Genomic DNA, 26,710 nt, shown 5'->3' with positions numbered 1-26,710 from the left:
GGCTTGCGCGCCGTCCGCAGTCGAAGAGGAAGCCCCATGCAGCCCCTGCGCATGTCCCGCCGCGTCATGAATCTCGCTCACATGCTGACCCAGAATGCGCGGCGGCATGGATCGCGTCCCGGTTTCGTCTGGGGTGACAGGTCCTGGACCTGGCGCGAGATCGACGCCCAGGTCTCGGCACTGGCGGCGGCGCTCGCCGCGCGCGGCATCGCGAAGGGCGACCGCATCCTCGTCCATTCCAAGAATGGCGATGAGATGTTCTTCTCGATGTTCGCAGCGTTTAGGCTCGGTGCGGTCTGGGTGCCCCCCAATTTCCGCCTGATGCCGGACGAGGTCTCCTACCTCGCCCAGGCCTCCGGCGCGAAGGCGTTTCTGTGCCACGTCGATTTTCCCGAGCACGCGGCGGCCGTGAGCGGCGGTGCGCTCGCGTTCACCTGGAGCATTGACGGCAAGGGCGCGTTCGGCGAGGCGTCGGTTGCAGATGCCATCGCATCGCATGCGGGGCACGCGGTCGAGAACGTCGCTGTCGAGCACGACGATCCCTGCTGGTTCTTCTTTACCTCCGGCACCACGGGCCGCTCCAAGGCCGCGGTGCTGACCCACGGCCAGATGGGCTTTGTCGTCACCAACCATCTCGCCGACCTGACGCCTGGTGTCACCGAGGACGATGCCTCGCTGGTAGTGGCGCCGCTCTCGCATGGCGCCGGCGTGCATCAGCTGGTGCAGACCGCGCGCGGTGTACGCACCGTGCTGCTGCCGACCGAGAAATTCGACATCGACGAGGCGTTCCGCCTGATCGAAAAGCATCGGGTCAGCAATCTCTTCACCGTGCCGACGATCCTGAAGATGATGGTCGAGCATCCCGCCGCGGACAAATACGATCACTCCTCGCTGCGTCACGTGATCTATGCTGGCGCGCCGATGTATCGCGAGGACCAGAAGGCTGCGCTGAAGAAGCTCGGCAAGGTCATCGTGCAGTATTTTGGATTGGGCGAGGTCACCGGCAACATCACCGTGCTGCCGGCGGCGCTGCACGACCCCGAGGACGGCCCGCATGCGAAGATCGGCACTTGCGGCTTCGAGCGCACCGGTATGCAGGTCTCGATCCAGGACGACGAGGGCCGCGAGCTCGGGGCGAACCAGAGCGGCGAGATCTGCGTAATCGGTCCTGCGGTGCTCGCCGGCTATTACGACAACCCCGAAGCCAATGCGAAGGCGTTCCGCAACGGCTGGTTCCGCACCGGCGATCTCGGCCACATGGACGAGGAGGGGTTCGTCTACATCACCGGCCGTGCTTCCGACATGTACATCTCCGGCGGCTCCAACATCTATCCGCGCGAGATCGAGGAGAAGATATTGACGCATCCCGCGGTCGGCGAGGTTGCCGTGCTCGGCGTGCCCGATGCGACCTGGGGCGAGGTCGGCGTCGCCGTCTGTGTTGCGCGCGAGGGTGCGACGGCCGTGACTGAAGCGGAGATGGCGGCGTTCCTGTCGCCAAAAGTGCCGCGCTACAAGATGCCGAAGCGGTTCTTCTTCTGGGAGGCGCTGCCGAAGTCCGGTTATGGCAAGGTGCCGAAGCGCATGGTGCGTGACGAGCTCGAGGCGCGCGGATTGCTCGACCTCGACAAGACGAAAACAGGCTGAGCGAGGGTCATGCGCAGCATCAAGCAGCCGGGCGCACCTGGCGCAGAACGCATCCAATGGGTGGAGGCGAGGGGACGCGCTTTCACGTTCATGCTTGAGGCAGGCGTGCCGCTGCTGGAAGCCGCACGCCGCGGCTTTGCGGCGGAAGGTTTTGCCGGCGGCGTGCTGAACTTCGGCCGCGGCACGCTCGGGCCGTTTGCCTATGTGATGCCGGCGCTGTCGAAGACCGGCGAGAACGCCGCGTTCTACAGCGAGACGTTCCGGCCCGAGGGCGTGACGCGCACGAAGCTCGGCCGCATGACGCTCGGCACGCGGGACGGCGCGCCGTTCTTTCATTGCCATGGGCTGTGGACCGAGGCAGACGGCAAGGCAAGCGGTGGCCACATGCTGCCGGACGAGACGATCGTGACTGAGCCGTTCGAGGTCGAGGCCTTCGGCCTCGACGGCGCGATGTTCACGGCCGAGCCCGATCCCGAGACCAATTTCAAGCTGTTCGGACCGGTTGCGGCTGCGAGCACTGGTGCGCGCACGACCAGCCGCGCCTTCGCGCTGCGGCTGCGCCCCAACCAGGACTTCGCTTTCTGCCTCGAAGGCTTTTGCCGCGAGCACGGCATTGCGCGCGCGAAGATTCATGGCGGCGTCGGCTCGACCATCGGCGCCCGCTTCACCCATGGCGGCGTGACCGAGCCGTTTGCGACGGAGCTTGCGGTGACTGCGGGGGCGATCGCACCGGGCCCTTCGGGTGCACTCGAAGCGGCGCTCGATGTCGCGCTGATCGACTACACCGGCGGCATCGCGGAGGGGCGTCTGATCCGTGGCGACAATCCCGTGCTGATGACCATGGAATTGGTGCTCGAGGTGTTGAGCTAATCTCGGCGAGCGATCGTCAGTGAGAACGTAGCTTGGCAATGGCCAAGTACGTAGAGTCACTTAGCCCCGAGCCGGATCCCTGAAAGAGATTGAGCAAGGGGGATTGTCCCTGACCGATGCTCTGGCCGTTTTTGACGTCATACATGGCGGAGAAACGGCCCAGCAGCTTTTCGACCTTCGCGGGATCGGAAAGATCTTTGATCTTCATGAATTTGTCCACGAACTTGGCCTGCTGGTCGATTGGCATCGCCGCCATCGAGTCAGGCAAATTGAAGGTGGTCCTGAACACCTCCGAAAGAGCCTTGTCGGCAAGGATGTCGTATGCGGACGTGATCTCCCCCGCCTTTCGCTGGAAATAGAGCGCCAGGCGCACGCCGGGATTCGTATCGCCCTGCTGCTGCTCGAGGCTTTGCTGGAGATAGTTCGCCTGTGTTTCCCGCAGCTGGACTTGCTTCTGAGGACCAACCATCGCAAGGCGCGCGACATTGTCCTTGCTGTCGAAATTGAACGACGCCGCGATCTCGGCAAAGCGATGATCGCTCTCGGTGTTCGCGAAGCTCTTTGGATTATTCAGATCGGACGCGAATATCTTCTTCAGATATTCGGTGCTGACCTTCTTGGGGTCCAGGCCCTTGGCGACGAGAATGAAATCGACCATCTTCCGGTTCGCAAGCAGCTCAGAAACGCTGTCGATGCCTGCGATGGCCTCCTGATAGGACGTCGCGTCTTTCTGGGCCTGTTCTCGAACCGCTTTCTGCTGCTCAGGGCTTGCCTGTTTCAGCACTGCAATGACGTAGTCCTTCGCGGTCTGGAGGACTTTTGCCGAGTCCTGAGCCACCAAGGGGGTCGTCAGATTGCCGTTTGCGTCGAAGTTGAAGGCGCGCGCGAGCTCGACGTATCGGTTGTCCTTGAGCGTATAGACGAAGCTCTTGGGATCGCTGAGATCGCTTTCGAGGGCCGCCTTGACGGTGGCCTGCGAGACCTCTGCAGGATCGAGGCCGACGGCGCCCAGCGCAAAATCATACACGGCTGGAGTCGATACGAACGCCTGGACTGAATCGATCTTGCCGATCGCGTTTCTGAATTGAACGGTTGCGAAGGCCTCATTCAGGGGACTTGCCGCCGCATAGACGTCGGACTTGCTGTCGTCGAACCGCTTTGTCGTGAGCGTGACGTTTGCAGCAGTCTGCGCGGGCACACCCGACGGCAGCGACCCGTCAGCCGAAAACTCGAACGCGCCGGCCAGGTCTACAAAGCCACCTATCGTCGCGATCTGGTCGTTGAGGCTGGAAATGCTCTTCGTGTACGACTCCAGGTGATATTTTTCGACCAGGATCTGGACGTTCAACTGAGCCACGTCGGCGCCCGGTTGCGAGAGTTGGGCCGTGTAGTCGGCGATCTTCGTATTGGTGGCGCTCACGTCCGATTTGGCTTGAGCGAGCTGGGCGTTGAGGCCGGTCAACTGAGACGCGAAGGCGGTGTTGACGTAGCTGTTCGGATCGGATGGGTCGCTGCGCAGGACCTGGCTTATCGTGTCGGGCGGCCACTTGCTTTGATCGATCCCGAATGCCGAATAGACATAGTTGCGGAGACGATCGTTGTTCAGCAGCTGATCAGCACTGCTGATGCTGCCGATCTGGGCGCTGTAGTATTTCGTATCGTCCGCAAGTGCGTCGACCTGGCTCTTCTTGGTTGCCGTGTACAGACCGATCGTCTCGTCGGTCTGGTTCTCCGATTGCGCAACCGGCGTCGCAGTGCCGTTGAAGGAAAATGCCGCGGCAAACTCCCGGTAACGCTTGTCGACCAGCTTGTTGACAAAGCTCTTTGCGTCGGAGAGGTCGCTCTCCAGCACCTTTCTCATGAAAGCCTTGGCGTAGGCCATGTCTTCCAGGCCATACGCCTTCAGTGCGTAATGATACAGGCGATAATCCTTCATGAGATCATCGACGGTCTTCACCTTGCCGATGTTGGCCTTGTAATAGGCGGCCTCTCGCGCGACGTCGGTCTGCTGTTCGACCCGCGTCAGGGATTGCTTGAGATGGTGCGAAATGTAGTTGTAGCTGAAATACGTTGATACCATCGCGCATTCCTCGCGGCTTCTTACGGTCCTGGACGTCCGTCAATCATTGCCGGGTCGCGAGGTGGGGGCTGGCCTCATGCCAACAGATTGTCTCACAGCAACGTCTTCTTAAGGCGATTCTAGAATACAATCTTAAGTTTTAGTTTGTGTCCAAGTGACGCGTGCCGAGTTTTGTTGCTGTATGTTTCTCAGATGCAGCTTTCGCGAAGATTGTGTTCCTGATATGTTCCGGCCGAAATATCGACCGGAGCGGGTTGGAAGCCGGGCATGAGCCGAAGAAGCAATCGCACGATCAACCTGCCGGCGCCGTATCTGAAGCGGATCTGGCTCGATCCGTCGCAGGTTCACGATCGCGAGGCTTATCCGTTTTGCCTGCCCATCTTCCCGGATGATTTCGAGCTCAGCTTCGACGCCGCCATCACGATCATCGTCGGAGAGAATGGCACCGGGAAGTCGACGATCCTCGAGGGTATCGCGGCGCTTGCCGGCTACGACGATGCCGGTGGCGGCAAGGGCTACATGCCGGTCGATCATTCCGACGCGCGGGAGAAGATGGGTGGCCAGCTTTCCAAGGCGTTGCGCGCAAGCTGGCTGCCGAAGATCACCAACGGCTGGTTTTTCCGCGCCGAGAGTTTTTTCTCGGTGGCGCGATATCTCGACAAGGCCGCACGTGATGCCGGCCAGGTCGGACCCGATTTTCTGTCGCATTCCCATGGCGAAGGTTTTCTGCGCTTCTTCGAAGAGCGCTGCCAGCGCCAGGGCATCTTCATCTTCGACGAGCCGGAATCGGCGCTGTCGCCGGCGCGTCAGATCGAATTCCTGAAGCTCTTGCGACGCATGGACGACTCCCGCATCTGCCAGGTCATCATGGCGACCCATTCGCCGATGCTGATGGCCTATCCCAATGCGAAGCTGCTGCGGCTCGGGAAATACGGGCTGGAGCCGGTGACGGTGGAGGAGACCGACCATTACCGGCTGATGCGGGAGTTTTGTGACGACCCGCGGGGCTTCGTGGAGGCGACGCTGGCGGAATGATTGGGGGACGTCTGCCGCTTCAATGAGGCACGCGCATTGTTTTTCCACTCGCATCTGAATCGCGAACACACCTTCGCGGCCCCGCGGCATGAACTGCCCGAGCCTTGCTGTCGTCACCGCCCTCGAAAGTGCCGAGGGCGCAGGGAAGGCCGGGTGCCGGCTGGCACCCGCGGTCCGCTGTGCGCGAAATGCGCTGGAAGCAGATGCACAGCGGCATACAGGTGAAGCCGAACATCCGGCCTTCCCTGCGCAGTGGTTTTACGGCTTATGTCGTGATCTCCCCAGGGAGCGATGCACTATTGCCCCCGTCGCCTTGCGGATGGCTGACGCGCCCGCCCGGTCGGGCAGCACGTGTCACCGCAAGACTTGGCACACAGACCCCGGATGCCAGGACCACACGATTTTGCCGTACGCAGGCTGCACCGGTCGTGTGCGCGCGGGTCGTTGCTCACGGCGCGAGCCGCCCTGCAAACCAGCTTCGCGCCGACGCCGCCTGCGTCCACCACGTCCCCTCCCGCGTGTCGTGACGATCGCGATACGCCCCTCGGACCGGGCTGGGATGGCCGAAACATGCGACATTTCCGAATTCGCGTAAAGCGAATTGTTTTGATCGGAACGGATTGACCCCGGCCTTGTGTGTTTTGCCCGTCGGGCAACGCAAGGGATGGCGTGGATGCGGGAGCGATCCCCGCCACAGCCGTGCCACGAACCGGTCTCCCCACGGCCCGAAAATGCGCTACGATGATCGCAGCGCGCCTCAAGTCGCGCAGCTCCAGGAGTGAGGAAACGGTATGAGGATGAGAAGCGGAACGGCGGTCGCCGGGGTGGCGGCGCTGGCGGTGGCGGGGATGGCTCTGACGGCCGCGTTTGAGCCGGTTTGGGCACACGGGCCGACCCGGCAGAAGGTGCGCGAATCCATCGAGATCAACGCAGCCCCGGCCAAGGTGTGGGCGGTGATCGGCAATTTCCAGGACATGAGCTGGCTCCCGCCCGTCACCAAGACCGAGGGCGAGAAGGGCAACGAGATCGGCGCGACGCGGCGGCTGACCCTGACCGGCGGGGCGACCGTGGACGAGGAGCTCTACAAGTTCGACGCGGCCGCCATGACCTATTCCTACCGGATCACCGCCGTGGACGTGAAGGTGCTGCCGGTTACCAACTATTCCTCGACGCTGACGGTGACGCCGAGCGCCGACGGCAAGGGCGCGACGCTGGAATGGGCCGGCGCGTTCTACCGCGGCTTTCCCAACAACGATCCGCCGCCGGAGCTGAGCGACGAGGCCGCCAAGACTGCGGTGAGCGGGCTCTACAAGGCCGGCCTCGAGGCACTGAAGAAGAAGATCGAGAGCGGAAGCTGACCGTGCGCGTGCTGGTCCTGGCGGCGCTCGCCGCCAGCCTTACCTGCCTCGGCAGCGCGTCCGCCGAGGAGGCCTTCGTCACCAACCAGCTCAGCGACGATCTGATGGTCGTGGACCTTGCCACCGCACGTGCGGTGGCAACCATCCCGATCGGCGGCAAGCCGGCGGGTATCGCCGTCAGCGCCGACGGCCGCTTTGCCTATGTCACCAGCCCGGATGCCAAGGCGGTGACGGTGGTGGACGCGGCAACGCGGCAGGTTGCGGGGCGGATCGAGGTGGGCGGCGGCCCGCTCGGCATTGCCGTGGCGCCCGACGGCCGCACCGTCTATGTCGCCGACTGGTACGCCGCGGCGGTGCGGGTGATCGACGCGGCGAGCCGCAGCGTCAGGGCCAGCATCGCGGTCGGCGCCTCGCCGTCGGGCCTTGCGGTAACGCCTGACGGCAAGCTGCTGCTCTCGGCGGACCGCGACGACGACAGCGTCTCGGTGGTGGACACGGCGACGCGCGCGCGGAAGGCGGTCATCAAGGTCGGCACGCGCCCGTTCGGCGTCACCATCGATACCGATGGAAAACGCGCCTACACCGCCAATGTCGGCTCCAACAACATCTCCGTGATCGACATCGCCACTGGGTCCGAGATCGGCCGCGTGCCGGTCGGGATGCGGCCCTATGCGGTGGCGCTGGCGCAGGGGCGCGGCTTCGTCACGGACCAGTATGGCGGCACCGTCAGTGTGTTCGATCTGGCGACGCTGAAGCCGGTGAAGCGCATCAATGTCGGCGACTACCCCGAAGGCATCAATGCAACGGCCGACGGCAAGCGCATCATCGTGGCCTGCTGGGAGAGCAACACGCTCGATATCATCGACACCACCGAAGGGAAGGTGATCGGCGAGGTCAAGACCGGCGACGGCCCGCGCGCGTTCGGGGCGTTCCTGCGGAGGACGGAGTAGGGCGGGTAGGGTGGGCAAAGGCGCAGCGCGCCGTGCCCACCATCTCTCCGCCGTCTCGGCACGCTATGGTGGGCGCGCTTCCGCCTTCGCTCTTCGAGCTACGGCGGACAAGTCGCTTTGCCCACCCTACGGCACTTTCGACGCGGTGAAATCCCGCAGCTTCAGGAAGAAGTCCTTCAGGATCGGGTTGCGATCCACGTAGGTCACGTAGCGGATCGGATGCCGCCTGCGGTCGATGCTCCACGTCATCTGGTCCGTGAGGACCGGAGCGGGGATGATCACGCTCGGCGCCCACATGGGGTTCAGCAGCCAGCCGACCGGCGCCATGTCCCAGATCTCCTTGGCCCAGCCCATGTGGTCGGACGAATACTCCTTGAACCGCATCGCGAGGAATGCGCCGATGCTGCCATGCGGTTCGACGTAGCGCTCGATCTCCGGCACGGTGCTGTGGAGGCGCGAGGTGACGCCCCTGCACGGCACCAGCACGAGCGGCACGCCGCTGTCGAGCAGCACCTGCGCACCGCCGACATCCTGCTTGAGGTTGAATTCGATGGTGTCGGGCCATTCCAGCGCATGGCCGCCGAGCCAGACCACGACGATACGGTCGATGATATCGGGTGCCTTCAGAAGGGCGGAGGCGACGTTGCTGATAGCGCCGATGGCGATGACGTAGAGCGGATTGTCCTGCGTGCCCGCGCGTGCCCGGGCGATGAGGTCGTCCACGGCGGGTGCCGTCCGCGCCGTCTTGCCTGGGCCGACATAGTCGGTGACGCCGCGATGAACCAGGCCTTCCGACGCGACGCTCAGACGCTCCAGCAGGCGGAGGATTTCCTGGTAGCTCAGCTCCATGCCGTGGCCGGGACTGTCCGCGCGCGCATTGAAGAACGGTGCGGCGTAGATCGCCTCGACCTCGAAGCGCTCCGGTGACAGCAGCATCTGCACGAGCGCGAACTGGTCATCGATCTCGTTATAGGTGTCGGTGTCGAGCACGACACGCAACCGGCCGACCGGCGGTTCCAGGAGCTTGAGGCGCACTGCGTCCGTGAGTGTCATTGCCGTCTCCCTGGGCCGTGCGTGGCGATTGCGGATCAGGCTCTCTGCGGAATCCGGCAGACCACTTCGGCAATGTCCTCCATCTGCGCGAACATGTGATCCGGCGCAAGCGCCCGCAACGCCGCTGGGGCCGCATAGCCCCAGCTGACCGCGCCGCAGGCGATGCCGACCGCGCGCGCCGCCTCGATGTCGCGCACCTCGTCGCCGATCGCGATGACACGGTCGAGCTCCACGCTGGCGCGCCGGATGACGCGGCGGAATTTCGCGGGCTTGCCGAATATCGACGCAGAGCAATCGAAATGCGCAAACAGCGCCGCGGCCTCGCCGAGCTTCTCGCGGGCATTGGCTTCGCTGTCGGAAGTCACCAGCGCGAGCTGCACGCCGTTCCCGGCCAGCGTCCGCAGCATCGCCTCGACGCCGGCAAACAGTGAAATCTCGCTAGCCGCCTCCGCCTTCAGCCGCCGCGCATGCCGCGCGATCGCCGGCAGCTTCCACAGCGGCACCTCGAGCCGGCTGAGGATCTCACGGCTCGAGGCATGCCGCAGCCCTTCGATGTCCTCATCGGCGACACGCCGAAAGCCGAAGCGGTCGGCGACGTCGTTGATGGTGCGCAGGAACCAGGGGAAGCTGTCGGCCAGGGTGCCGTCGAGGTCGAAGATGGCGAGGGCGTAGGGCATGGGGGAGTGGAAGTGTCGGGCGGACCTGCGCATCCGGTCCGCTGGCGACGCGCTGACAGATGCCATCGGAGATGCTATATTAGGGCCCAGAGGTGACAGATGTCGGACCTACTGGCAAGGATTACGGTCGATCCGTAGCGTATGCATGGACGCCCATGTATTCGCGATCTGCGCATCACGGTCGCAGACGTCTTGGGACTGCTATCCGCCGGACAGTCGCGCGACAGCATTCTCGGGGACTATCCGTATCTGGAAGAGGCGGATATCGACGCAGTGCTCGCCTATGCCGCGCGTCAGGTTGACCACCCGATCATAGCGGCCAAATAGCTTGCTTTACCTAATCGACGCTCAGCTTCCCCCTGCACTCGCGGAAGCCTTACGTCGTGCTGGATACGATGCGGCTCATGTGGTCGAGTTCGGAATGGCGGCAACATCGACAATCGCGCGCTGGTGCGACAGTTTCTGAGCGCCATGCCGCAAATTGTCGAAGCCGTCGCGCGGGGCGAGGCCGTCATCGAGTTCGTCGGTGGTTAGTCATGGCAAGCGGGACCGAACCACAGTAGCGGCGAGGCTGCGCTACTCCGCCGCCTCGCTCGTGCTCCGCCGCTTCGGCTTCCTTGCCTTCTTCAGCACCGGCTCCAGAAACTTGCCGGTATAGCTCCTTGGCGCCTTCGCGATGTCTTCCGGCGGGCCCCAGGCGACGATCTCGCCGCCGCCGTCGCCGCCTTCGGGGCCGAGGTCGATGACCCAGTCGGCGGTCTTGATGACTTCGAGATTGTGCTCGATGACGACGACCGTGTTGCCCTGCGCGACCAGCTCGTGCAGCACCTCCAGGAGCTTCTTGACGTCGTGGAAGTGCAGGCCGGTGGTGGGCTCGTCCAGGATGTAGAGCGTGCGGCCGGTGGCGCGCTTGGACAGCTCCTTGGCGAGCTTGACGCGCTGGGCTTCGCCGCCTGACAGCGTGGTGGCCTGCTGACCCACGTGGATGTAGTCGAGGCCGACGCGGTGCAGGGTCTGGAAGGTCTCGCGCACGCGCGGGACCGCCTTGAAGAAGTCGGCGGCTTCCTCGACGGTCATGTCGAGCACATCGGCGATGCTCTTGCCCTTGAACAGGACCTCCAGCGTCTCGCGGTTGTAGCGCTTGCCCTTGCAGACGTCGCAGGTGACGTAGACATCGGGCAGGAAGTGCATCTCGATCTTGATGACGCCATCGCCCTGGCAGGCCTCGCAGCGGCCGCCCTTGACGTTGAAGGAGAAGCGGCCGGGCTCGTAGCCGCGCGCCTTCGCTTCGGGCAGGCCGGCGAACCATTCGCGGATCGGCGTGAAGGCGCCGGTATAGGTCGCGGGATTCGAGCGCGGGGTACGGCCGATCGGCGACTGGTCGATGTCGATGATCTTGTCGATATGCTCCAGGCCCTCGATGCGGTCGTGCGGGGCGGCGCCTTCGCTGGCATTGTTCAGCTTGCGGGCGATCGCGCGGTAGAGCGTGTCGATCAGCAGCGTCGACTTGCCGCCGCCGGAAACACCGGTGACGCAGGTGAACAGGCCGAGCGGAATCTCGGCGGTGACGTTCTTGAGGTTATTGCCGCGCGCGTTGACCACCTTGATGGTGCGGCGATGGTTCGGCGGGCGCCGCTCCGGCACCTCGACCTCGAGCTCGCCGGTCAGGTATTTTCCGGTGAGCGATTTCGGGTTGCGCATGATCTCGGCGGGCGTGCCTTCGGCGACGATGTGGCCGCCATGCATGCCGGCGCCGGGGCCGATGTCGAGCACGTAGTCGGCGAGACGAATGGCGTCCTCATCATGCTCGACCACGACCACGGTGTTGCCGAGGTCGCGCAGGCGCTTGAGCGTGTCGAGCAGGCGCGCGTTGTCGCGCTGGTGCAGGCCGATCGAGGGCTCGTCCAGCACGTAGAGCACGCCGGTCAGCCCCGAGCCGATCTGCGAGGCCAGGCGGATGCGCTGGCTCTCGCCGCCGGACAGCGTGCCGGAGGAGCGGGAGAGGGTGAGATAGTTGAGGCCGACGTCGAGCAGAAAGGTGAGGCGTTCGCGGATCTCCTTGAGGATGCGGCCGGCGATCTCGTTCTGCTGCTTGTTCAGCGCCTCCGGCACGGTCTCGAACCACTCGCCGGCCTTCTTGACCGACAGTTCGGAGATCTCGCCGATGTGCTTGGTGCCGACCTTGACGCAGAGCGCCTCGGGCTTGAGCCGAAAACCGTTGCAGGCGCCGCAGGGCACGTCGTGGAAATACTTCGCCAGCTCCTCGCGCGCCCACTCGCTCTCGGTCTCGCGGTAGCGGCGGTTGATGTTGGTGATGACGCCCTCGAACGGCTTCTTGGTGTCGTAGGAGCGCACCCCGTCCTCGTAGGAGAACTTGATCTCGTCCTCGCCGGAGCCATGTAGGATCGCGTCTCTCGTCTTCTTGGGCAGATCCTTCCACTTGGTGGTCAGCGTGAACTTGTAGTGCTTGCCGAGCGCCGTCAGCGTCTGCACGTAATAGGGTGATGACGATTTCGCCCAGGGCGCGATCGCGCCCTTGCCGATGGCGAGCTCCTTGTCGGGGATGACGAGGTCCTCGTCGACATGCTGCTCGACGCCGAGGCCGCCGCAAGCGGGGCAGGCGCCGTAGGGGTTGTTGAACGAGAACAGGCGCGGCTCGATCTCGGGAATCGTGAAGCCGGAGACGGGGCAGGCGAACTTTTCCGAGAACAGGATGCGCTCGGGTCCGCTCTTGTCGTGGATCTTCGCGGTCTTCTTCTTCTCCTCGGCCGGCGCGGCCGCGGGCGCATCGGCGAACTCGACGACGGCAAGGCCCTCGGCGAGCTTCAGCGCGGTCTCGAAGCTTTCGGCGAGACGCTGGCCGATGTCGGCGCGCACCACGATGCGGTCGACGACGACGTCGATGTCGTGCGGAAACTTCTTGTCGAGCGTCGGCGCTTCCGCGAGCTCATGGAAGGTGCCGTCGATCTTGACGCGCTGAAAGCCCTTCTTGAGCCATTCGGCGAGCTCCTTGCGGTACTCGCCCTTGCGGCCGCGCACGACCGGCGCGAGCAGATAGAGGCGGGTGCCCTCGGGCAGCGCCAGCACGCGGTCCACCATCTGCGAGACGGTCTGGCTCTCGATCGGCAGGCCGGTGGCCGGCGAATAGGGCACGCCGACGCGCGCCCACAACAGGCGCATATAGTCGTAGATTTCGGTGACGGTGCCGACGGTGGAGCGCGGGTTCTTCGAGGTCGTCTTCTGCTCGATCGAGATCGCCGGCGACAGGCCGTCGATCTGGTCCACGTCAGGCTTCTGCATCATCTCCAGGAACTGGCGCGCATAGGCCGACAGCGATTCGACGTAGCGGCGCTGGCCCTCGGCATAGATGGTGTCGAAGGCGAGCGAGGATTTGCCGGAGCCGGAGAGGCCGGTGAACACCACGAGCTTGTCGCGGGGAATCTCGACGTCGATGTTCTTGAGGTTATGCTCGCGCGCGCCACGGATCGTAATTGCGCGCAGGCTCGAGCCCGCGTTCTGTTGTTGGCGCTTCGCCTTGATCACTTCATCCATCCCGGTGTCCTCAGGGAATCCCAAAGACGCGCGGCCGCGCCAATGGTGAAGGCGCGCTTTGCCCGGAACCGGGATCGGCGCCGATGGGGTTGTCAGCGAACGTAGGAAGAACAGCGGCGGATTTCCAGTGGGACTTGCGAATCGTCAACGGATTGTTGGCGTGCTGGCGGCATCTGGCAGCAGCGGAGCACCGGAACGGCCTCTCGCCCCACGATTCCCTGACGGCTCGGCTGTCCGCGAAAACAAAAAGGCCGGCACAAGGCCGGCCTTTCGTAACGCGATCGCGATGGAGGCGAAGCTCAGTACTTCGCGACGACGGGGCCGCCGAAGGTGTAGTTGAGGCGGACGGTGCCCATGTCGACGTCCTGCTTGATGCTGTCGCTGCGGGTGGCCACGCCGAGGAAGGTGAAAGTGTCGGTGTGCTTGCCCATGAACAAGTGGTTGTATTCGACCGCGACCGACCAGTTCGGAGCGAAGCCGAATTCGATGCCGGTGCCGACGGTCCCGCCCCAGCGCGTTTCGTTCGCGGTGTCGAGCGTAATGCCAGCCAGAGTGCCGCTGAACTTGTTGTGGGTGACGGCCGCGCCGCCCTTCACGTACCAGAGCACGTTGTTCCAGGCATAGCCGACTTGGCCGGTGAAGAGGCCGATGGCGTCGATCTTGGTATTGTTCACCAGCGGGAAGAGAGCGGCGGGAGCGCTGACGTTCGAGCCCTTCAGGTCAGCCCAATCGCCCTGGGCTTCAAGGCCGAACACCCAGCTGCTGGACTGCCAGCGATAGCCGATCTGGCCGCCGACGAGAGCGCCGGTCGCATTGTGACAGCCTTCAGCCGTGACCGGAATTGCGGCGACTCCGACGGCGGTGAGATCCCAGCAATTATGGCTCGAGCCGCCACCCGCGTTGCCGCCGATGTAGAACCCGCTCCAGTTGTAGATCGAGGCCACGGCCACGGGCGCCTTGGTGTAAGGGCGAGCCGCCAGGTCAGCCGCCGAGGCAGGAGCCAACGCGCTGAGCACGAGCAGACTGGCCGAAGCCAGCACAATTCTCTTCATTTCAAATTCCCCAGTTTCGTTTCTCTTCGTCGGCGAAAAGCAGCGGACCCAACGACCCGACTGATGTCATTGCTATACATTATTAAAGCCAAAGGTTGTGTCACCGAGGTGCCACACCTCTCCGAAAACGCTAGCGAGCGGCTGAATTGGATACTTGGGCGCGAAAAACAAAAAGGCCGGCGCGAGGCCGGCCTTTCGTGACGATGTGCGTCGGTGGCGAAGATCAGTACTTCGCGACGATCGGGCCGCCAAAGTGATAGTTCACGCCGACCTGCACGGTGTGGAAGTTGAGCGTGCCGGTGGGCAGGGCGCCCGAGAAGTAGGTCTCGCCGCCGAGGCTGCGATAGAGGTACTCGCCCTTGACCGACCACTGCGGCGCGAAGAACGCTTCGACGCCCGCGCCGACGGTCCAGCCGGAGTGGAACTTGCTGTCCGAGACGGACACGCCGAGTGCGGAGAGGGTGATCTTGTTGTCGATCCAGGCGTAGCCGCCCGTGCCGTAGAACAGGACGTTGTTGACGGCGTAGCCGATGCGGCCGCGCACGGTGCCCATCGCGTCGGTCTTCGAGCTCACGGTCGCGGTCGCAACGCCGAAGCCGGGGACAACGGTCGCGCCGGTCGCCGAGGCGCTGACGTCAGCCCAGGTGCCATCGGCTTCGACACCGAACACGACGTTGCCGGTCTGCCAGTTGTAGCCGGCGGTGCCGCCGACGAAGCCACCCTTCATCTTCGGGTCGCCCGAGCCGTTTTCCCAGGCGCCGCCACCGACGATACCGAGGTAGAAGCCGGTCCAGTTGTAGACCGAGGCCACGGCCACCGGAGCCTTCGTGTACGGGCGAGCCGCGAGATCAGCAGCCGACGCGGGGGCCGCAAAAGCGAACAAACAGGCCGAAGCCAACAAAACCTTCTTCATTTTCAACCTAAATCCCAGTCCCAGTTTCTGTTGTGCCTTCCACGATCGGGAAGGGCATCGGACGCTGTGGTCCAACTGACGTCGTGCTTACACCAGCAAAGCCGCAAGTTGTGTCTCTCAAAAGCCACAACAGTCACAAAACGTAATGGTTGCTGACTTATAGCCGCCGGCATGTCGCACAAAAAAAGGCCGGCACGGGGCCGGCCTTCAATCTTCAAGTGATATCAAAGAGATATCAGTACTTCGCGATGACCGGGCCACCCCAGCGATAGTTCACGCGGACCAGGCCGATATCGACGTCCTGACCGATGCGTTCCGAGCGTGTGAAAGCGCCGGCCGGAGCCACAACGAAGTTGCCGGAGCCGGCGAAGCCGATGGTGCGATTGCCCATGAAGATGTGATCGTACTCGACGCCGACCGTCCAGTTTGGCGCGAATCCGAACTCGAGGCCGGCACCCACGGTGCCGCCCCAGCGGGTCTCGTTGGCCCGATCGAATTCGAGGCCGGTGATGACATCGTAGCCGCGGTAGCGATCGCTGACGACGGCGCCGCCGCCCTTCACGTAGAACAGCACGTTATTCCAGGCATAGCCGACTTGGCCTGTGAACAAACCGAACGCGTTGATCTTGGAGCGGTCGCGAAGACCCGTGCCGATGAACGTCGTGCTGACGTTGTCTCCGGAGAAGTCGGCCCAGTTGCCCTGGCCTTCGAGCCCGAACACCCAATTGGCCGACTGCCAGCGATAGCCGACCTGGCCGCCGACCGTGCCGCCGGTCGCGTTGTGACAACCTTCGCCAATCAGAACGCCGGTGACGGGAGTTACAAAATCCCAGCATTTGTGGGCCGAGCCGCCGCCGCCGTTGATGCCGATGTAGAAGCCGCTCCAGTCGTAGATGGCCGCGACCATTGGCGGCGGAGCCTTCGTGTAGGGACGCGCCGCCAGATCCGCCGCGCTTGCAGGAGCCGACAGGCTCAACGCCACTGCACCGATTGCACCAATCAAAATCTTATTCATTGCAGTCTCCCCAATTCCGCCGCTTCTTGAAATCCCAGAAGCGGCCAAGCAGGCGCGACGCCCATATGAAATCAATTCCGAGGCAAACGTAGCCTAACGGGTGAGCAGAGTCCGTCGCCGAAATACAACAGTCGCGCGATAAGTGCGGCGTATGTAACTTAATGAATGTTAAGTGCTTTTTGTCGTTCACGGGAACCTGAAAAGGTTCCATCCGGCGCCAGCCATTTGAGCAGTACGCGGGCACCGCTCGGGCCATACATTTCGCGCTTGCTCGAACAGGAACAAATCTGGAACGAGCCGACGGCCGATGCTATATATGGGGATAACCTGAGGGCTGGTGGGCTGATCGGTCCGCGCAAGCGTATAGGGTCGCCTCAATAGGTTGCAGAGGACCGCGGGGCGCGGTCGGGCCTTATCAATTCAGTGGCATTCGGAGTGGAGAGCGGCGATGGCGGGAAGCGTCAACAAGGTCATTCTGGTTGGAAATCTCGGCAAGGATCCTGAAATCCGCCGTACCCAGGACGGGCGGCCGATCGCGAATTTGAGCATCGCGACCTCGGAGACCTGGCGCGACAAGAACAGCGGCGAGCGCAAGGAAAAGACCGAGTGGCATCGCGTCGTGATCTTCAATGAAGGCCTCTGCAAGGTCGCCGAGCAGTACCTGAAGAAGGGCGCCAAGGTTTATATCGAGGGCGCGCTCCAGACCCGCAAATGGACCGACCAGAGCGGCGTTGAGAAGTACTCCACCGAAGTCGTGCTCCAGGGGTTCAACTCGACGCTGACGATGCTCGACGGCCGCGGCGGCGGGGGAGGCGGCAGCTTCGGCGAGGAGCCGGGCGGCGATTTCGGCTCCTCCGGTCCCGTCAGCAGCGCGCCGCGCCGCGCCGTCGCCGCCGGTGGCGGTGGCCGCAACAGCGACATGGACGACGACATCCCGTTCTGAGGCGGGCGGGCGCTTCGCCCCGAATGTTGTCGTGCTCGCGTAGAGCCGCAGGAATTCTTACCAATTGGCGGGCAGGGCTCGGTTTTTCCGAGCTTGCCTCATGTGCTGCTTCAAGCCTTTGACGGGGCATCATGTGAATGGTATTAACTTGATGTTAATCCTATTCACATGGATCATCCGCCGATCGGAGGAAGCCCCGCATGAGCCTCGCGCCGCTGCTTACGGCTGCTCCGGCGATCCCGCTGCATGCCTTTGCCGCCGTGGCCGCCTTCGTGCTCGGCCTGGTCCAGTTTGCCGCTCCCAAAGGCACGCTGCCACACCGGACGATCGGCTGGATCTGGGTGGTGCTGATGGTGGTCGTGGCCGCCTCCTCGTTCTGGATCCACCAGAGCCGCCTGATCGGGCCGTTCAGCCCGATCCATGTCCTGTCGATCTTCACGCTGGTGGTGCTGCCGCTCGCGGTATGGCGGGCGCACGCCCATCGCGTCGCCGATCACCGGCTGATGATGATCTTCATCTTCGCCGGCGCGCTGGTGGTGGCGGGCCTGTTCACGCTGCTGCCCGGGCGCATCATGCACCGCGTGGTTTTCGGGGCCTAAGGGGCGGTTTCGGGCGGCTCGTCCGGGCCCAGCCCAGGGCGGTGCCGGGGAGGGCGTAAGTCTCTGGAAAAACAGTCGGAAAAAGCGCTTCCTTTACCCCGGCAAGGGTGGTTATCAGGGGCTCGATGCGCTATATGATTCCCAGATAAACCTCACCGGATTTCCCCTTGGCTGACGACGACAAGCCCGGCGACCAGCCGGCGCAACCCTCGGATATTCGCCCCGTCTCCATCTTCGAGGAGATGAAGAAGTCCTATCTCGACTACGCCATGAGCGTGATCGTGGCGCGTGCGTTGCCCGATGCGCGCGACGGTCTGAAGCCGGTGCATCGCCGCATCCTGTACTCGATGAACGAGCAGGGGCACACACCCGACAAGAAATACGTCAAGTCCGCCCGCGTGGTCGGTGACGTCATCGGTAAGTATCATCCGCACGGCGACCAGTCGATCTACGACGCCATGGTCCGCATGGCGCAGGACTTCTCGATGCGCGTGCCGCTGATCGACGGCCAGGGCAATTTCGGCTCGGTCGACGGCGATCCCCCGGCCGCCTATCGTTACACCGAGGCGCGCCTGACGAAGGCGGCGCTGGCTCTGCTGGCCGACATCGACAAGGATACCGTCGACTTCCAGCCGAACTACGACAACAACGAGACCGAGCCGTCGGTCCTGCCGGCCAAGTTCCCGAACCTTCTCGTCAACGGCGCCGGCGGCATCGCGGTCGGCATGGCGACCAACATCCCGCCGCACAATCTCGGCGAGGTCATCGACGCCTGCGTCGCGCTGATCGACAACCCAGCGCTCACCATCGACGAGCTCATCAACATCGTGCCGGGACCTGATTTCCCGACCGGCGGCGTCATTCTCGGACGCGCGGGCATCCGCGCCGCCTATCATCTCGGCCGCGGCTCGATCGTCATGCGCGGCAAGGTCGCGATCGAGACCATCCGCAAGGAGCGCGAGGCGCTCATCATCACCGAGATCCCCTACCAGGTGAACAAGGCGACGATGGTCGAGCGCATCGCCGAGCTGGTCAAGGAAAAGAAGATCGAGGGCATCGGCGACCTGCGCGATGAATCCGACCGCGACGGCTACCGCGTCGTCATCGAATTGAAGCGCGACGCCGTGGCGGACGTGGTGCTGAATCAGCTTTACAGATTCACGCCGCTGCAGACGAGCTTCGGCGTCAACATGGTGGCGCTCGACAGCGGCCGTCCGCGGATCATGCATCTGAAGGACCTGCTGGCCATCTTCGTCGACTTCCGTGAGCGGGTCGTCACGCGGCGCACCAAGTTCCTGCTCGCCAAGGCGCGTGATCGCGCGCATATCCTGGTTGGTCTCGCGATCGCGGTCGCCAATATCGACGAGATGATCCGCGTCATCCGGACCTCGCCCGACCCGACCACCGCCCGCGACACCCTGATGTCGCGCGACTGGCCGGCCCGGGACGTCGAGGACATGCTGACGCTGATCGACGATCCGCGTCACCGCATCAGCCCGGACGGCACGATCCGGCTGTCGATGGAACAGGCGAGGGCGATTCTCGACCTGCGCCTGCAACGCCTCACCGCGCTCGGCCGCGACGAAATCCGCGACGAGCTCGACAAGCTCGCCGGCGAGATTGCCGATTATCTCGACATCCTGCGCTCGCGCGAGCGCGTGCTGGGCATCATCAAGACCGAGCTCGCCGAGGTGAAGGCCGAGTTCGCCACCCCGCGCCGCACCGTGATCATGGAGCAGGAGGGCGAGGTCGAGGACGAGGACCTGATTCAGCGCGAGGACATGGTCGTCACCGTCTCGCACGCCGGCTATGTCAAGCGGGTGCCGCTGTCGGCCTACCGGGCGCAGCGCCGCGGCGGCAAGGGCCGCGCCGGCATGCAGACCCGCGACGAGGATTTTGTCTCGCGCCTGTTCGTCGCCTCCACGCACACGCCGGTGCTGTTCTTCTCGTCACGCGGCCAGGTCTACAAGGAGAAGGTCTGGCGCCTGCCCATGGCCGCGCCGAACGCGCGCGGCAAGGCGCTGATCAACATCCTGCCGCTGGAGCAGGGCGAGCGCATCACCACCATCATGCCGCTGCCCGAGGATGAATCGACCTGGGGCAACCTCGACGTGATGTTCGCGACCACAGGCGGCAACGTCCGGCGCAACAAGCTGTCCGACTTCGTCGATGTCCGCCGCTCCGGCATCATCGCGATGAAGCTCGACGAGAATGAAGCGATCGTCGACGTGCAGATCTGCACCGAGCGCGACGACGTGCTGCTCACCGGCGCCGGCGGCCAGTGCATCCGCTTCCCCGTCACCGATGTGCGCGTGTTCACCGGGCGTACCTCGATGGGCGTGCGCGGCATTGCGCTTGGCGAGGGCGACAAGGTGATTTCGCTCGCGATCCTGCGCCACGTCGAGACCACGTCCGACGAACGCTCGGCCTATTTGAAGATGCGCCGCGCGGTGGCCGGCGAAGCCACGGCCGAGGAGCCGGCAGCGGACGCCGAAGCCGAGGAGACTTCCGGCAGCTTCCAGCTCGCCCAGGAACGCTATGTCGAGATGTCGGCGGCCGAGCAGGTCGTGCTCACCGTCTCCGTCAACGGCTATGGCAAGCGGACCTCGTCCTACGAGTACCGCACCACGGGGCGCGGCGGCAAAGGCATCGTCGCCATGAGCGTCAACAACCGCAACGGCAATCTGGTTGCGTCCTTCCCGGTGGAAGACGCGGATCAAATCATGCTGGTCACCGACAAGGGCCAGCTGATCCGCTGTCCGGTCGAAGGCATCCGCATCGCCGGCCGCTCGACCCAGGGCGTGATCGTGTTCGACACCGCCGAGGACGAGCACGTCGTCTCGGTCGAGCACATCACGGAAGAGGCCGAGAGCGGGAATGGCGCGAACGGGGAGTGACGCGTAGTCCGGATGGCGCAGGAGGTCGGTGCGAAGCGCCGACCGACGGCGCAATCCGGGACCTCTGTGCGCCTGGCAAGAATCCCGGATTACGCTTGCGCTCCATCCGGGCTACGAACTTCCCTAGATCTCCAGCTCCGTCCCGAACTCCACCACCTGCTTGGTCGGCACGCCGAAGAACGCGGCGGAGCGTTCGGCGTTGCGCTGGAGGAAGGCGAACAGGCCTTCGCGCCAGACCCACATGCCCGGGACGTCCTCGCGCGGGATGATGGTCTCGCGGCCGACGTAATAGGTGATGTCGGAGAGGTCGATGCCGGGCAGCTTGCCCTGCCGGCAGGTCAGCGTCAGCCCGTCAAAGATCGTCGGGTTCTGCATGAAGCCGTAATGCAGGATCACGCGGGTGATGCCGGGAATGATCTCGATCACCTCCGCGCGTTCCTCGTCGGGAATGTGCGGGGATTCCTCGATCAGCACGGTGACCAGCAGCACGCGTTCGTGCAGCACGCGGTTGTGCTTGACGAACTGGGTCAGCGCGAGCGGCACGCCGCGCGGAGCGGACGCCAGGAACACAGCGGTCCCGGGCAGTCTGGCGCTGCACTTGTTGACGGCGGTCTCGATCAGGTCCTCCTCGGGCTGGCGCAGCTTCGCGCGCGCCGCCTCGACCAGCTTCACGCCGCTGCGCCACGTCAGCATCATGAAGGCGACGAGGGCTGCAAGCAGCAGCGGAAACCAGCCGCCCTCGAACAGCTTGATCGAATTGGCCGAGAAGAAGATCACGTCGATGACGAAGAAGGCGCCGTTCACGGCGACCACGAGCCAGGGCGAATAACCCCACTGGATCGCAACCAGCGCAGCCAGCAGCGTCGTGATCGCCATCAGCAGCGACACTGCGATGCCATAGGCGCCTGCGAGCGCGTCCGAGCTGCCGAAGCTCAGGACCGCCCCGAGCGTTGCGGCGGCGAGCAGCCAGTTCACCAGCGGCACATAGATCTGGCCGATCGCGTCGCTGGTGGTGTGGCGGATCTGCATGCGCGGCAAAAAGCCGAGCTGGATCGACTGCTGGGTCAGCGAGAACACGCCGGAGATGATCGCCTGCGAGGCGATCACGGTCGCGACCGCCGAGAAGGCGACCAGCGGATAGTGCAGGGCGTCGGGGCAGAGCTGGAAGAACGGGTTCTCGATCATCGCGGGATCGGTGATCAGCAGTGCGGCCTGGCCGAAATAGTTCAGCACCAGCGCGGGCAGGCAGATCGCGAACCAGGCGAGCCGGATCGGCAGGCGGCCGAAATGGCCCATGTCGGCATACATGGCTTCGCCCCCGGTGACCGCGAGGAAGGCTGCGCCGAGGATCGCGAAGGAGACGTGAAAATCCTGGTGGATCAGGAATTCGACGGCGTAGAGCGGGCTGAGCGCCGCCAGCACGGCCGGCGCCTTGACGATGCCGTGGATGCCGAGCGCGGCGAGCACGGCGAACCAGGCCAGCATCACCGGTCCGAAGATGCGGCCGATGAAGCCGGTGCCCTGTTTCTGCATCATGAACAGGCCGACCAGGATGACGACGGTGACGGGCACGACGGCTGGCGCGAGCGAGGGCGCGTCCACCTTGAGGCCTTCGATGGCGCTCAGCACGGAGATCGCCGGCGTGATCGCGCCGTCACCGTAGAGCAGGGCGGCGCCGACGAGGCCGACCACCAGCAGATGCGAGCGCCAGGTGCCGGGCTGGGCGTTGCGGGCGTGGAGCAGGGCCAACAGGGCGACGATGCCGCCTTCGCCGCGGTTGTCCGCGCGCAGGATCAAGAGCGCATATTTCAGCGAGATGATCAGCAGCAGCGCCCAGAGGATCAGCGAGGCAACCCCCAGGACAGCGTCGGGGGTCACTGTCGCGCCGTGGGCGGCCGCCTTGGCGGCTTCCTTCAGGGCGTAGAGCGGGCTGGTGCCGATATCGCCATAGACCACCCCGAGGGCGCCCATGGTCATTGCAAGCGGCAGTGGATCAGGATGATGGCCGGAAGCGACTGCGGGCGTACTGGACAATGGCGACCCCTCGATGGGTTCGCGCCCGGCGGGGCATTCCGACGGGCGCGAGCATCACGCAGTCTGCGACGAGACGTCGCAAATATCCATGGGGTTTATCTTTGGGGTTTATCTTGTCGTCGATCTCGAAGGCTTACCTGACGCGAAGCTGACAGACCGGGCTACGGGGTGCGGTCGGCCGTCACGAGGCGAGCGACGCGGACGTCGGCCTTGGTGCCGGCACGGCGCAGGCACGACGCCTCAAAGTTCGGCCAGGCTTGCTGCGAGCAGTCGCGGCCGATGCTGCGGATATCGAGCCGGTCGCTCTTGGCCAGCGGCTGCGGCACGCTGGCTTCGACGGTCGGGGCAAAGCCGGGCAGGAGGGTGAGGGCCGCGGCAACACACGCAGAGATAGCGATCGCTGAAAGAGCCTTGATCATTGACTGTCCCCTGTGATGCGGCCGCCTACGCCCAGTGTGCGGCCCGTCATTCGTTGGCTGGATTAGTAACCATGGCCAGTTTCCGGACGTCTTCGCGGACGCGGGAAATGGTTTCGTTCGCGCTCCGTTTTGTTTCGTGGCCGTCCCGAGGACGAAACAAAGCGGCCGTCGCCGACACGAAAGGGAGACATTTTCCGGGAAACGGCGGGGAACCAGCCCGGCTTGCCGGGCCGGGCCGGGCGCGGTAGGACGGGGCCATGCCGCGCATTGCCTTCTACCCAGGTTCCTTCGACCCCATCACCAACGGCCATCTGGACGTGGTCCGGCATGCCGTTCCGCTGTGCGACCGGCTGGTGGTGGCGATCGGCGTCCATCCCGGCAAGAAGCCGCTGTTCTCCACCGAGGAGCGTCTGAGGATGCTCGAGGACGTCTGCGGGCCGGTGGCAACCCAGGCCGGCTGTGTGCTCGAAGCCGTGACGTTTGACGATCTGTCGGTGACCGCCGCGCGCAAGCACGGCGCGACCATCATGATTCGCGGTCTGCGCGACGGCACCGACCTCGACTACGAAATGCAGCTTGCCGGGATGAACGAGGCCATGGCGCCGGAGGTCCATACGGTGTTTCTGCCGGCCTCTCCCATGGTCCGCCCGATCACCGCCACTTTGGTGCGCCAGATCGCGGGCATGGGCGGAGATGTTTCGACCTTCGTGCCGCCGCTCGTAGCCAGTCTGCTCAAGGCCAAATTCGCCGGATAACGGCGCGCTTCTTCATCTCACCTGATCCGGAGTTTTCATGATCCGTCGTCTCGCAATTCTTGCCACGATCTTTGCCGCGCTCGTTGGCGCGGTCCCGGCGGGCGCACAGACCCTGTCGGCCGGCCTCGACAAGGCCAACGCGATCGTCATCGACACCACCAAGGGCCGCATCGTCATCAAGCTGCGGACCGATCTTGCGCCCCAGCACGCCGAGCGCATCAAGCAGCTCGCGCGCGAGGGCTTCTACAACAATGTGCCGTTCCACCGCGTCATGGACGGCTTCATGGCGCAGACCGGCGACGGCCAGAATTTCAACGGCACGGGCGGCTCGAAATATCCGAACCTGAAGCAGGAATTCTCCAAGGTGCACTTCGCGCGCGGCATCGTCGGCATGGCCCGGCGCGGCGACAGCGTCGATACCGCCAACTCGCAGTTCTTCATCATGTTCGCGGACGGCGGCAGCCTCGACAACAATTACACCGTGATCGGCGAGGTCGTGCAGGGCATGGACGTCGTCGACAAGCTGAAGAAGGCACCGGCCGGTTCGCCGAGCGGCACCGTTACCGATCCCGACAAGATGGTGAAGGTGCAGGTCGCCTCCGACATCAAATAATGGGAGAAGGCGATGGCGCGCTGCGGCGACAAGCTTCTGCTGGCTGCCGCGGTGCTGCTTGCCGGCATCTGCGGCGCGGCCGCCGAGGACGCGCAGGTCAACACCATCCAGGACGTCTTCCGGCATCTGCGCACCTGCTGGAAACCACCTCCGGCCGCCAAGGCTCGCCCACTCGACATCACCGTCGTCGTGAGCTTTAACCGGTCCGGAAACATTCTGGGCCATCCGAGGATTACCTATGAATCCGCGGATGCCTCCGACGATGACCGGCTGCAATACCGGATCGCGGTGATGGAGGCGTTGCAACGCTGCACGCCGATGCCATTTACCGATGCAATGGCCGGCGCCGCCGCGGGGCGTCCATTCGCGATCCAGTTCCGCAGCCGTAAGACTTCACCTCCAACGCAAGAGAGACGAGCATGAGCGTCACCGAAAACACATTGATCCTCGAGACCACACAGGGCCCCGTCACCATCGAGATGCGGCCCGACCTCGCACCCGGCCATGTCGCGCGCATCAAGGAGCTGGTCCGCGAAGGCTTTTACGACGGCATCGTGTTCCACCGCGTGATCGAGGGCTTCATGGCCCAGACCGGCTGCCCGCAGGGCACCGGCACCGGCGGCTCCGGCAAGAAGCTGAAGGCCGAGTTCAACAAGGAGCCGCATGTGCGCGGCACCACCTCGATGGCGCGCGCAGCAAGCCCCGATTCCGGCGACAGCCAGTTCTTCATCTGCTTCGACGACGCCCGCTTCCTCGACAACCAGTACACGGTGTGGGGCAAGGTCACCGAGGGCATGGAGAACGTCGACAAGATCAAGCGCGGCGAGCCGGTGCAGAACCCGGACAAGATCGTCAAGGCGCGGATGGCGGCGGACGCGGAATGACCGCGTAGCGGTCATTCCGGGGCGCGCGTTAGCGCGAACCCGGAATCTCGAGATTCCGGGTTCGATGCTGCGCATCGCCCCGGAATGACACGAACTAAGGCGCAACGGCGCTCATGCGCACCGACCTCTTCGATTTCGACCTGCCCGCCGAGCGCATCGCGTTGCGCCCGGCGAGCCCGCGCGACTCCGCGAAGATGCTGGTCGTGGAGGGCGGCGCGCTGCGCGACCGCACCATCTCCGAGCTGCCGCAATGGCTGAAGCGCGGCGACCAGCTCGTCGTCAACGACACCAAGGTGATCGCGGCGCAGCTCAAGGGCCGCCGCATCGGCCGCGAGACCGAACCGAAGATCGAGGCGACGCTGATCAAGCGGCTCGACGGCTCGCGCTGGCAGGCGCTGGTGAAGCCCGCCAAGAAGCTCATTGCCGGCGATCGCATCCGTTTCGGCAACGAGGGCAAGGTCTGCCTGCTCGGCCATCTCGACGCCGAGGTCGAGGCCAAGGGCAGCGAAGGCGAGGTGACGCTGTCGTTCTCGTTCCACGGCCCGGCGCTGGACCAGGCGATCGCCGATCTCGGCAGCCCGCCGCTGCCGCCCTACATCGCTTCCAAGCGCACGCCTGACGATCAGGACTTCGCCGACTACCAGACGATGTTCGCGGCCAACGAGGGCGCGGTCGCAGCGCCCACCGCAGGGCTGCATTTCACGCCCGCGCTGGAGCAGGCGCTGCGCGAGCGCGGCGTCGGCCTCAACCGCGTCACGCTGCACGTCGGGGCAGGGACGTTCCTGCCGGTGAAGGTGGAGGACACCGCAGGCCACAAGATGCATGCCGAGTGGGGCACGATCTCGGCCGAGACGGCGGAGCGACTGAACATTGCGCGGCACAACGGCGGGCGCATCATCGCGGTCGGCACCACGTCGCTGCGGCTGCTTGAAAGCGCCGCGAGCGAGGACGGCACCATCCAGCCGTTTGCGGCCGAGACGTCGATCTTCATCACGCCCGGCTATCGCTTCCGCGCCGTCGATATCCTGCTGACCAATTTCCACTTGCCGAAGTCGACGCTGTTCATGCTGGTGTCGGCATTCTCGGGGCTGGAGACGATGCGGCGGGCCTATGCGCACGCGATTGCGCAGGGCTATCGGTTCTATTCATACGGCGACGCCTGCCTGCTGTTTCGCGCAGGGGGGACCGAAGTCCACGACCCGTCGCCGCCGTAGCGTGGGCAAAGCGGAGCGCGCCCACCGCTTCTGCAATGATTTCCGAAGATTGGCCGGCACGGCGTTTGCGCACCGTTTCCCCTGGGATTCCGGATCCATCTTTGCTGTTTCGCAAGCAATTGAGCCTACCGTCATGCCGTTTGATGAGCGGCG

24 protein-coding genes are annotated in these 26,710 nt (G+C 64.4%); 15 read left to right on the top strand and 9 right to left on the bottom strand.

Annotated features, from left to right (window positions below):
• Nucleotides 1-36: 36 nt before the first annotated feature.
• Both BJA_RS23655 and BJA_RS23650 read left to right on the top strand, forming a co-directional pair.
• Nucleotides 37-1,644: an acyl-CoA synthetase gene (locus BJA_RS23655; RefSeq protein WP_038967267.1), complete on the top strand. Its 1,608-nt coding sequence runs from the start codon at nucleotides 37-39 to the stop codon at nucleotides 1,642-1,644.
• Nucleotides 1,645-1,653: 9 nt separating this feature from the next.
• Nucleotides 1,654-2,514, top strand: coding sequence for a PCC domain-containing protein (locus BJA_RS23650; RefSeq protein ID WP_011087478.1), 861 nt, complete (start codon nucleotides 1,654-1,656; stop codon nucleotides 2,512-2,514).
• Nucleotides 2,515-2,530: 16 nt separating this feature from the next.
• Here the strand turns inward: BJA_RS23650 and BJA_RS23645 are convergent, their stop codons facing one another.
• On the bottom strand, nucleotides 2,531-4,594 hold the full coding sequence (locus tag BJA_RS23645; RefSeq protein WP_011087477.1) for a DUF1217 domain-containing protein: 2,064 nt from the start codon (nucleotides 4,592-4,594) through the stop codon (nucleotides 2,531-2,533).
• A gap of 267 nt (nucleotides 4,595-4,861) precedes the next feature.
• Between BJA_RS23645 and BJA_RS23640 the strand changes: the two genes are divergently transcribed.
• The 3 genes from BJA_RS23640 to BJA_RS23630 all read left to right on the top strand — a co-directional run bounded on the left by BJA_RS23640 (nucleotide 4,862) and on the right by BJA_RS23630 (nucleotide 7,937).
• Nucleotides 4,862-5,629 carry an AAA family ATPase gene (locus BJA_RS23640; protein WP_011087476.1) on the top strand — a complete coding sequence of 256 codons (768 nt, stop codon included), beginning with the start codon at nucleotides 4,862-4,864 and terminating at the stop codon, nucleotides 5,627-5,629.
• A 791-nt stretch (nucleotides 5,630-6,420) separates the two neighbouring features.
• The gene (locus BJA_RS23635) at nucleotides 6,421-6,987 is read left to right on the top strand and encodes an SRPBCC family protein (RefSeq protein WP_011087475.1); all 567 of its coding nucleotides are present in this window, start codon (nucleotides 6,421-6,423) and stop codon (nucleotides 6,985-6,987) included.
• Between the two features lie 2 nt (nucleotides 6,988-6,989).
• Nucleotides 6,990-7,937: a cytochrome D1 domain-containing protein gene (locus BJA_RS23630; RefSeq protein ID WP_011087474.1), complete on the top strand. Its 948-nt coding sequence runs from the start codon at nucleotides 6,990-6,992 to the stop codon at nucleotides 7,935-7,937.
• A gap of 126 nt (nucleotides 7,938-8,063) precedes the next feature.
• Here the strand turns inward: BJA_RS23630 and BJA_RS23625 are convergent, their stop codons facing one another.
• Together BJA_RS23625 and BJA_RS23620 are read right to left on the bottom strand one after the other, a co-directional pair.
• Complete coding sequence (locus BJA_RS23625) at nucleotides 8,064-8,990, bottom strand: nucleoside hydrolase (protein WP_011087473.1); 927 nt, start codon at nucleotides 8,988-8,990, stop codon at nucleotides 8,064-8,066.
• A gap of 35 nt (nucleotides 8,991-9,025) precedes the next feature.
• On the bottom strand, nucleotides 9,026-9,667 hold the full coding sequence (locus BJA_RS23620) for an HAD-IA family hydrolase (protein ID WP_038967457.1): 642 nt from the start codon (nucleotides 9,665-9,667) through the stop codon (nucleotides 9,026-9,028).
• Nucleotides 9,668-9,808: 141 nt separating this feature from the next.
• On the opposite strand from BJA_RS23620, the gene BJA_RS23615 reads away from it, so the two are divergent.
• Nucleotides 9,809-9,994 (top strand): DUF433 domain-containing protein, encoded by a 186-nt coding sequence (locus tag BJA_RS23615; RefSeq protein WP_011087471.1) that lies wholly within the window; start codon nucleotides 9,809-9,811, stop codon nucleotides 9,992-9,994.
• A 1-nt stretch (nucleotide 9,995) separates the two neighbouring features.
• Nucleotides 9,996-10,133 (top strand): DUF5615 family PIN-like protein, encoded by a 138-nt coding sequence (locus tag BJA_RS44040; RefSeq protein ID WP_157839442.1) that lies wholly within the window; start codon nucleotides 9,996-9,998, stop codon nucleotides 10,131-10,133.
• A 110-nt stretch (nucleotides 10,134-10,243) separates the two neighbouring features.
• Here the strand turns inward: BJA_RS44040 and uvrA are convergent, their stop codons facing one another.
• From uvrA to BJA_RS23590, 4 genes are all read right to left on the bottom strand, one after another.
• Complete coding sequence (gene uvrA, locus BJA_RS23605; protein WP_011087470.1) at nucleotides 10,244-13,219, bottom strand: excinuclease ABC subunit UvrA; 2,976 nt, start codon at nucleotides 13,217-13,219, stop codon at nucleotides 10,244-10,246.
• A 299-nt stretch (nucleotides 13,220-13,518) separates the two neighbouring features.
• Entirely contained in the window at nucleotides 13,519-14,271 is a 753-nt protein-coding gene (locus BJA_RS23600; protein WP_011087469.1) for an outer membrane protein, read from the bottom strand.
• A gap of 223 nt (nucleotides 14,272-14,494) precedes the next feature.
• Nucleotides 14,495-15,184 (bottom strand): outer membrane protein, encoded by a 690-nt coding sequence (locus BJA_RS23595; RefSeq protein WP_011087468.1) that lies wholly within the window; start codon nucleotides 15,182-15,184, stop codon nucleotides 14,495-14,497.
• 235 nt (nucleotides 15,185-15,419) lie between these two features.
• Nucleotides 15,420-16,199, bottom strand: coding sequence for an outer membrane protein (locus BJA_RS23590; RefSeq protein ID WP_011087467.1), 780 nt, complete (start codon nucleotides 16,197-16,199; stop codon nucleotides 15,420-15,422).
• A gap of 448 nt (nucleotides 16,200-16,647) precedes the next feature.
• Between BJA_RS23590 and BJA_RS23585 the strand changes: the two genes are divergently transcribed.
• The 3 genes from BJA_RS23585 (at nucleotide 16,648) to gyrA (ending at nucleotide 20,638) form a co-directional block, all read left to right on the top strand.
• A complete protein-coding gene (locus BJA_RS23585; protein ID WP_011087466.1) occupies nucleotides 16,648-17,142 on the top strand; it encodes a single-stranded DNA-binding protein in 495 nt (164 codons plus the stop codon).
• 200 nt (nucleotides 17,143-17,342) lie between these two features.
• Nucleotides 17,343-17,741 carry a DUF2306 domain-containing protein gene (locus BJA_RS23580; protein WP_011087465.1) on the top strand — a complete coding sequence of 133 codons (399 nt, stop codon included), beginning with the start codon at nucleotides 17,343-17,345 and terminating at the stop codon, nucleotides 17,739-17,741.
• A gap of 167 nt (nucleotides 17,742-17,908) precedes the next feature.
• Nucleotides 17,909-20,638, top strand: coding sequence for a DNA gyrase subunit A (gene gyrA / locus BJA_RS23575; RefSeq protein WP_011087464.1), 2,730 nt, complete (start codon nucleotides 17,909-17,911; stop codon nucleotides 20,636-20,638).
• Between the two features lie 123 nt (nucleotides 20,639-20,761).
• Here gyrA and BJA_RS23570 read toward each other — a convergent pair whose 3' ends face one another.
• A complete protein-coding gene (locus tag BJA_RS23570) occupies nucleotides 20,762-22,615 on the bottom strand; it encodes a potassium transporter Kup (protein ID WP_011087463.1) in 1,854 nt (617 codons plus the stop codon).
• 218 nt (nucleotides 22,616-22,833) lie between these two features.
• The gene (locus BJA_RS23565) at nucleotides 22,834-23,091 is read right to left on the bottom strand and encodes a hypothetical protein (RefSeq protein ID WP_008131028.1); all 258 of its coding nucleotides are present in this window, start codon (nucleotides 23,089-23,091) and stop codon (nucleotides 22,834-22,836) included.
• Between the two features lie 257 nt (nucleotides 23,092-23,348).
• On the opposite strand from BJA_RS23565, the gene coaD reads away from it, so the two are divergent.
• From coaD to queA, 5 genes are all read left to right on the top strand, one after another.
• Nucleotides 23,349-23,846 carry a pantetheine-phosphate adenylyltransferase gene (gene coaD / locus BJA_RS23560; RefSeq protein ID WP_011087462.1) on the top strand — a complete coding sequence of 166 codons (498 nt, stop codon included), beginning with the start codon at nucleotides 23,349-23,351 and terminating at the stop codon, nucleotides 23,844-23,846.
• 37 nt (nucleotides 23,847-23,883) lie between these two features.
• Nucleotides 23,884-24,459 (top strand): peptidylprolyl isomerase, encoded by a 576-nt coding sequence (locus BJA_RS23555; protein ID WP_011087461.1) that lies wholly within the window; start codon nucleotides 23,884-23,886, stop codon nucleotides 24,457-24,459.
• 12 nt (nucleotides 24,460-24,471) lie between these two features.
• On the top strand, nucleotides 24,472-24,882 hold the full coding sequence (locus tag BJA_RS23550) for a hypothetical protein (RefSeq protein WP_011087460.1): 411 nt from the start codon (nucleotides 24,472-24,474) through the stop codon (nucleotides 24,880-24,882).
• Nucleotides 24,879-25,343 carry a peptidylprolyl isomerase gene (locus BJA_RS23545; protein ID WP_011087459.1) on the top strand — a complete coding sequence of 155 codons (465 nt, stop codon included), beginning with the start codon at nucleotides 24,879-24,881 and terminating at the stop codon, nucleotides 25,341-25,343. Before BJA_RS23550 ends, BJA_RS23545 begins: the two co-directional genes overlap by 4 nt.
• A 113-nt stretch (nucleotides 25,344-25,456) precedes the next feature.
• Entirely contained in the window at nucleotides 25,457-26,557 is a 1,101-nt protein-coding gene (gene queA / locus BJA_RS23540; RefSeq protein WP_011087458.1) for a tRNA preQ1(34) S-adenosylmethionine ribosyltransferase-isomerase QueA, read from the top strand.
• The last annotated feature ends 153 nt before the right edge of the window (nucleotides 26,558-26,710 follow it).

The organism is Bradyrhizobium diazoefficiens USDA 110 (assembly GCF_000011365.1).
In the GTDB taxonomy this organism is placed as follows: Bacteria; Pseudomonadota; Alphaproteobacteria; order Rhizobiales; family Xanthobacteraceae; genus Bradyrhizobium; species Bradyrhizobium diazoefficiens.
The sequence above is the reverse complement of the archived record's forward strand: the minus strand, read 5'-3'. Positions and strand labels throughout refer to the sequence as shown.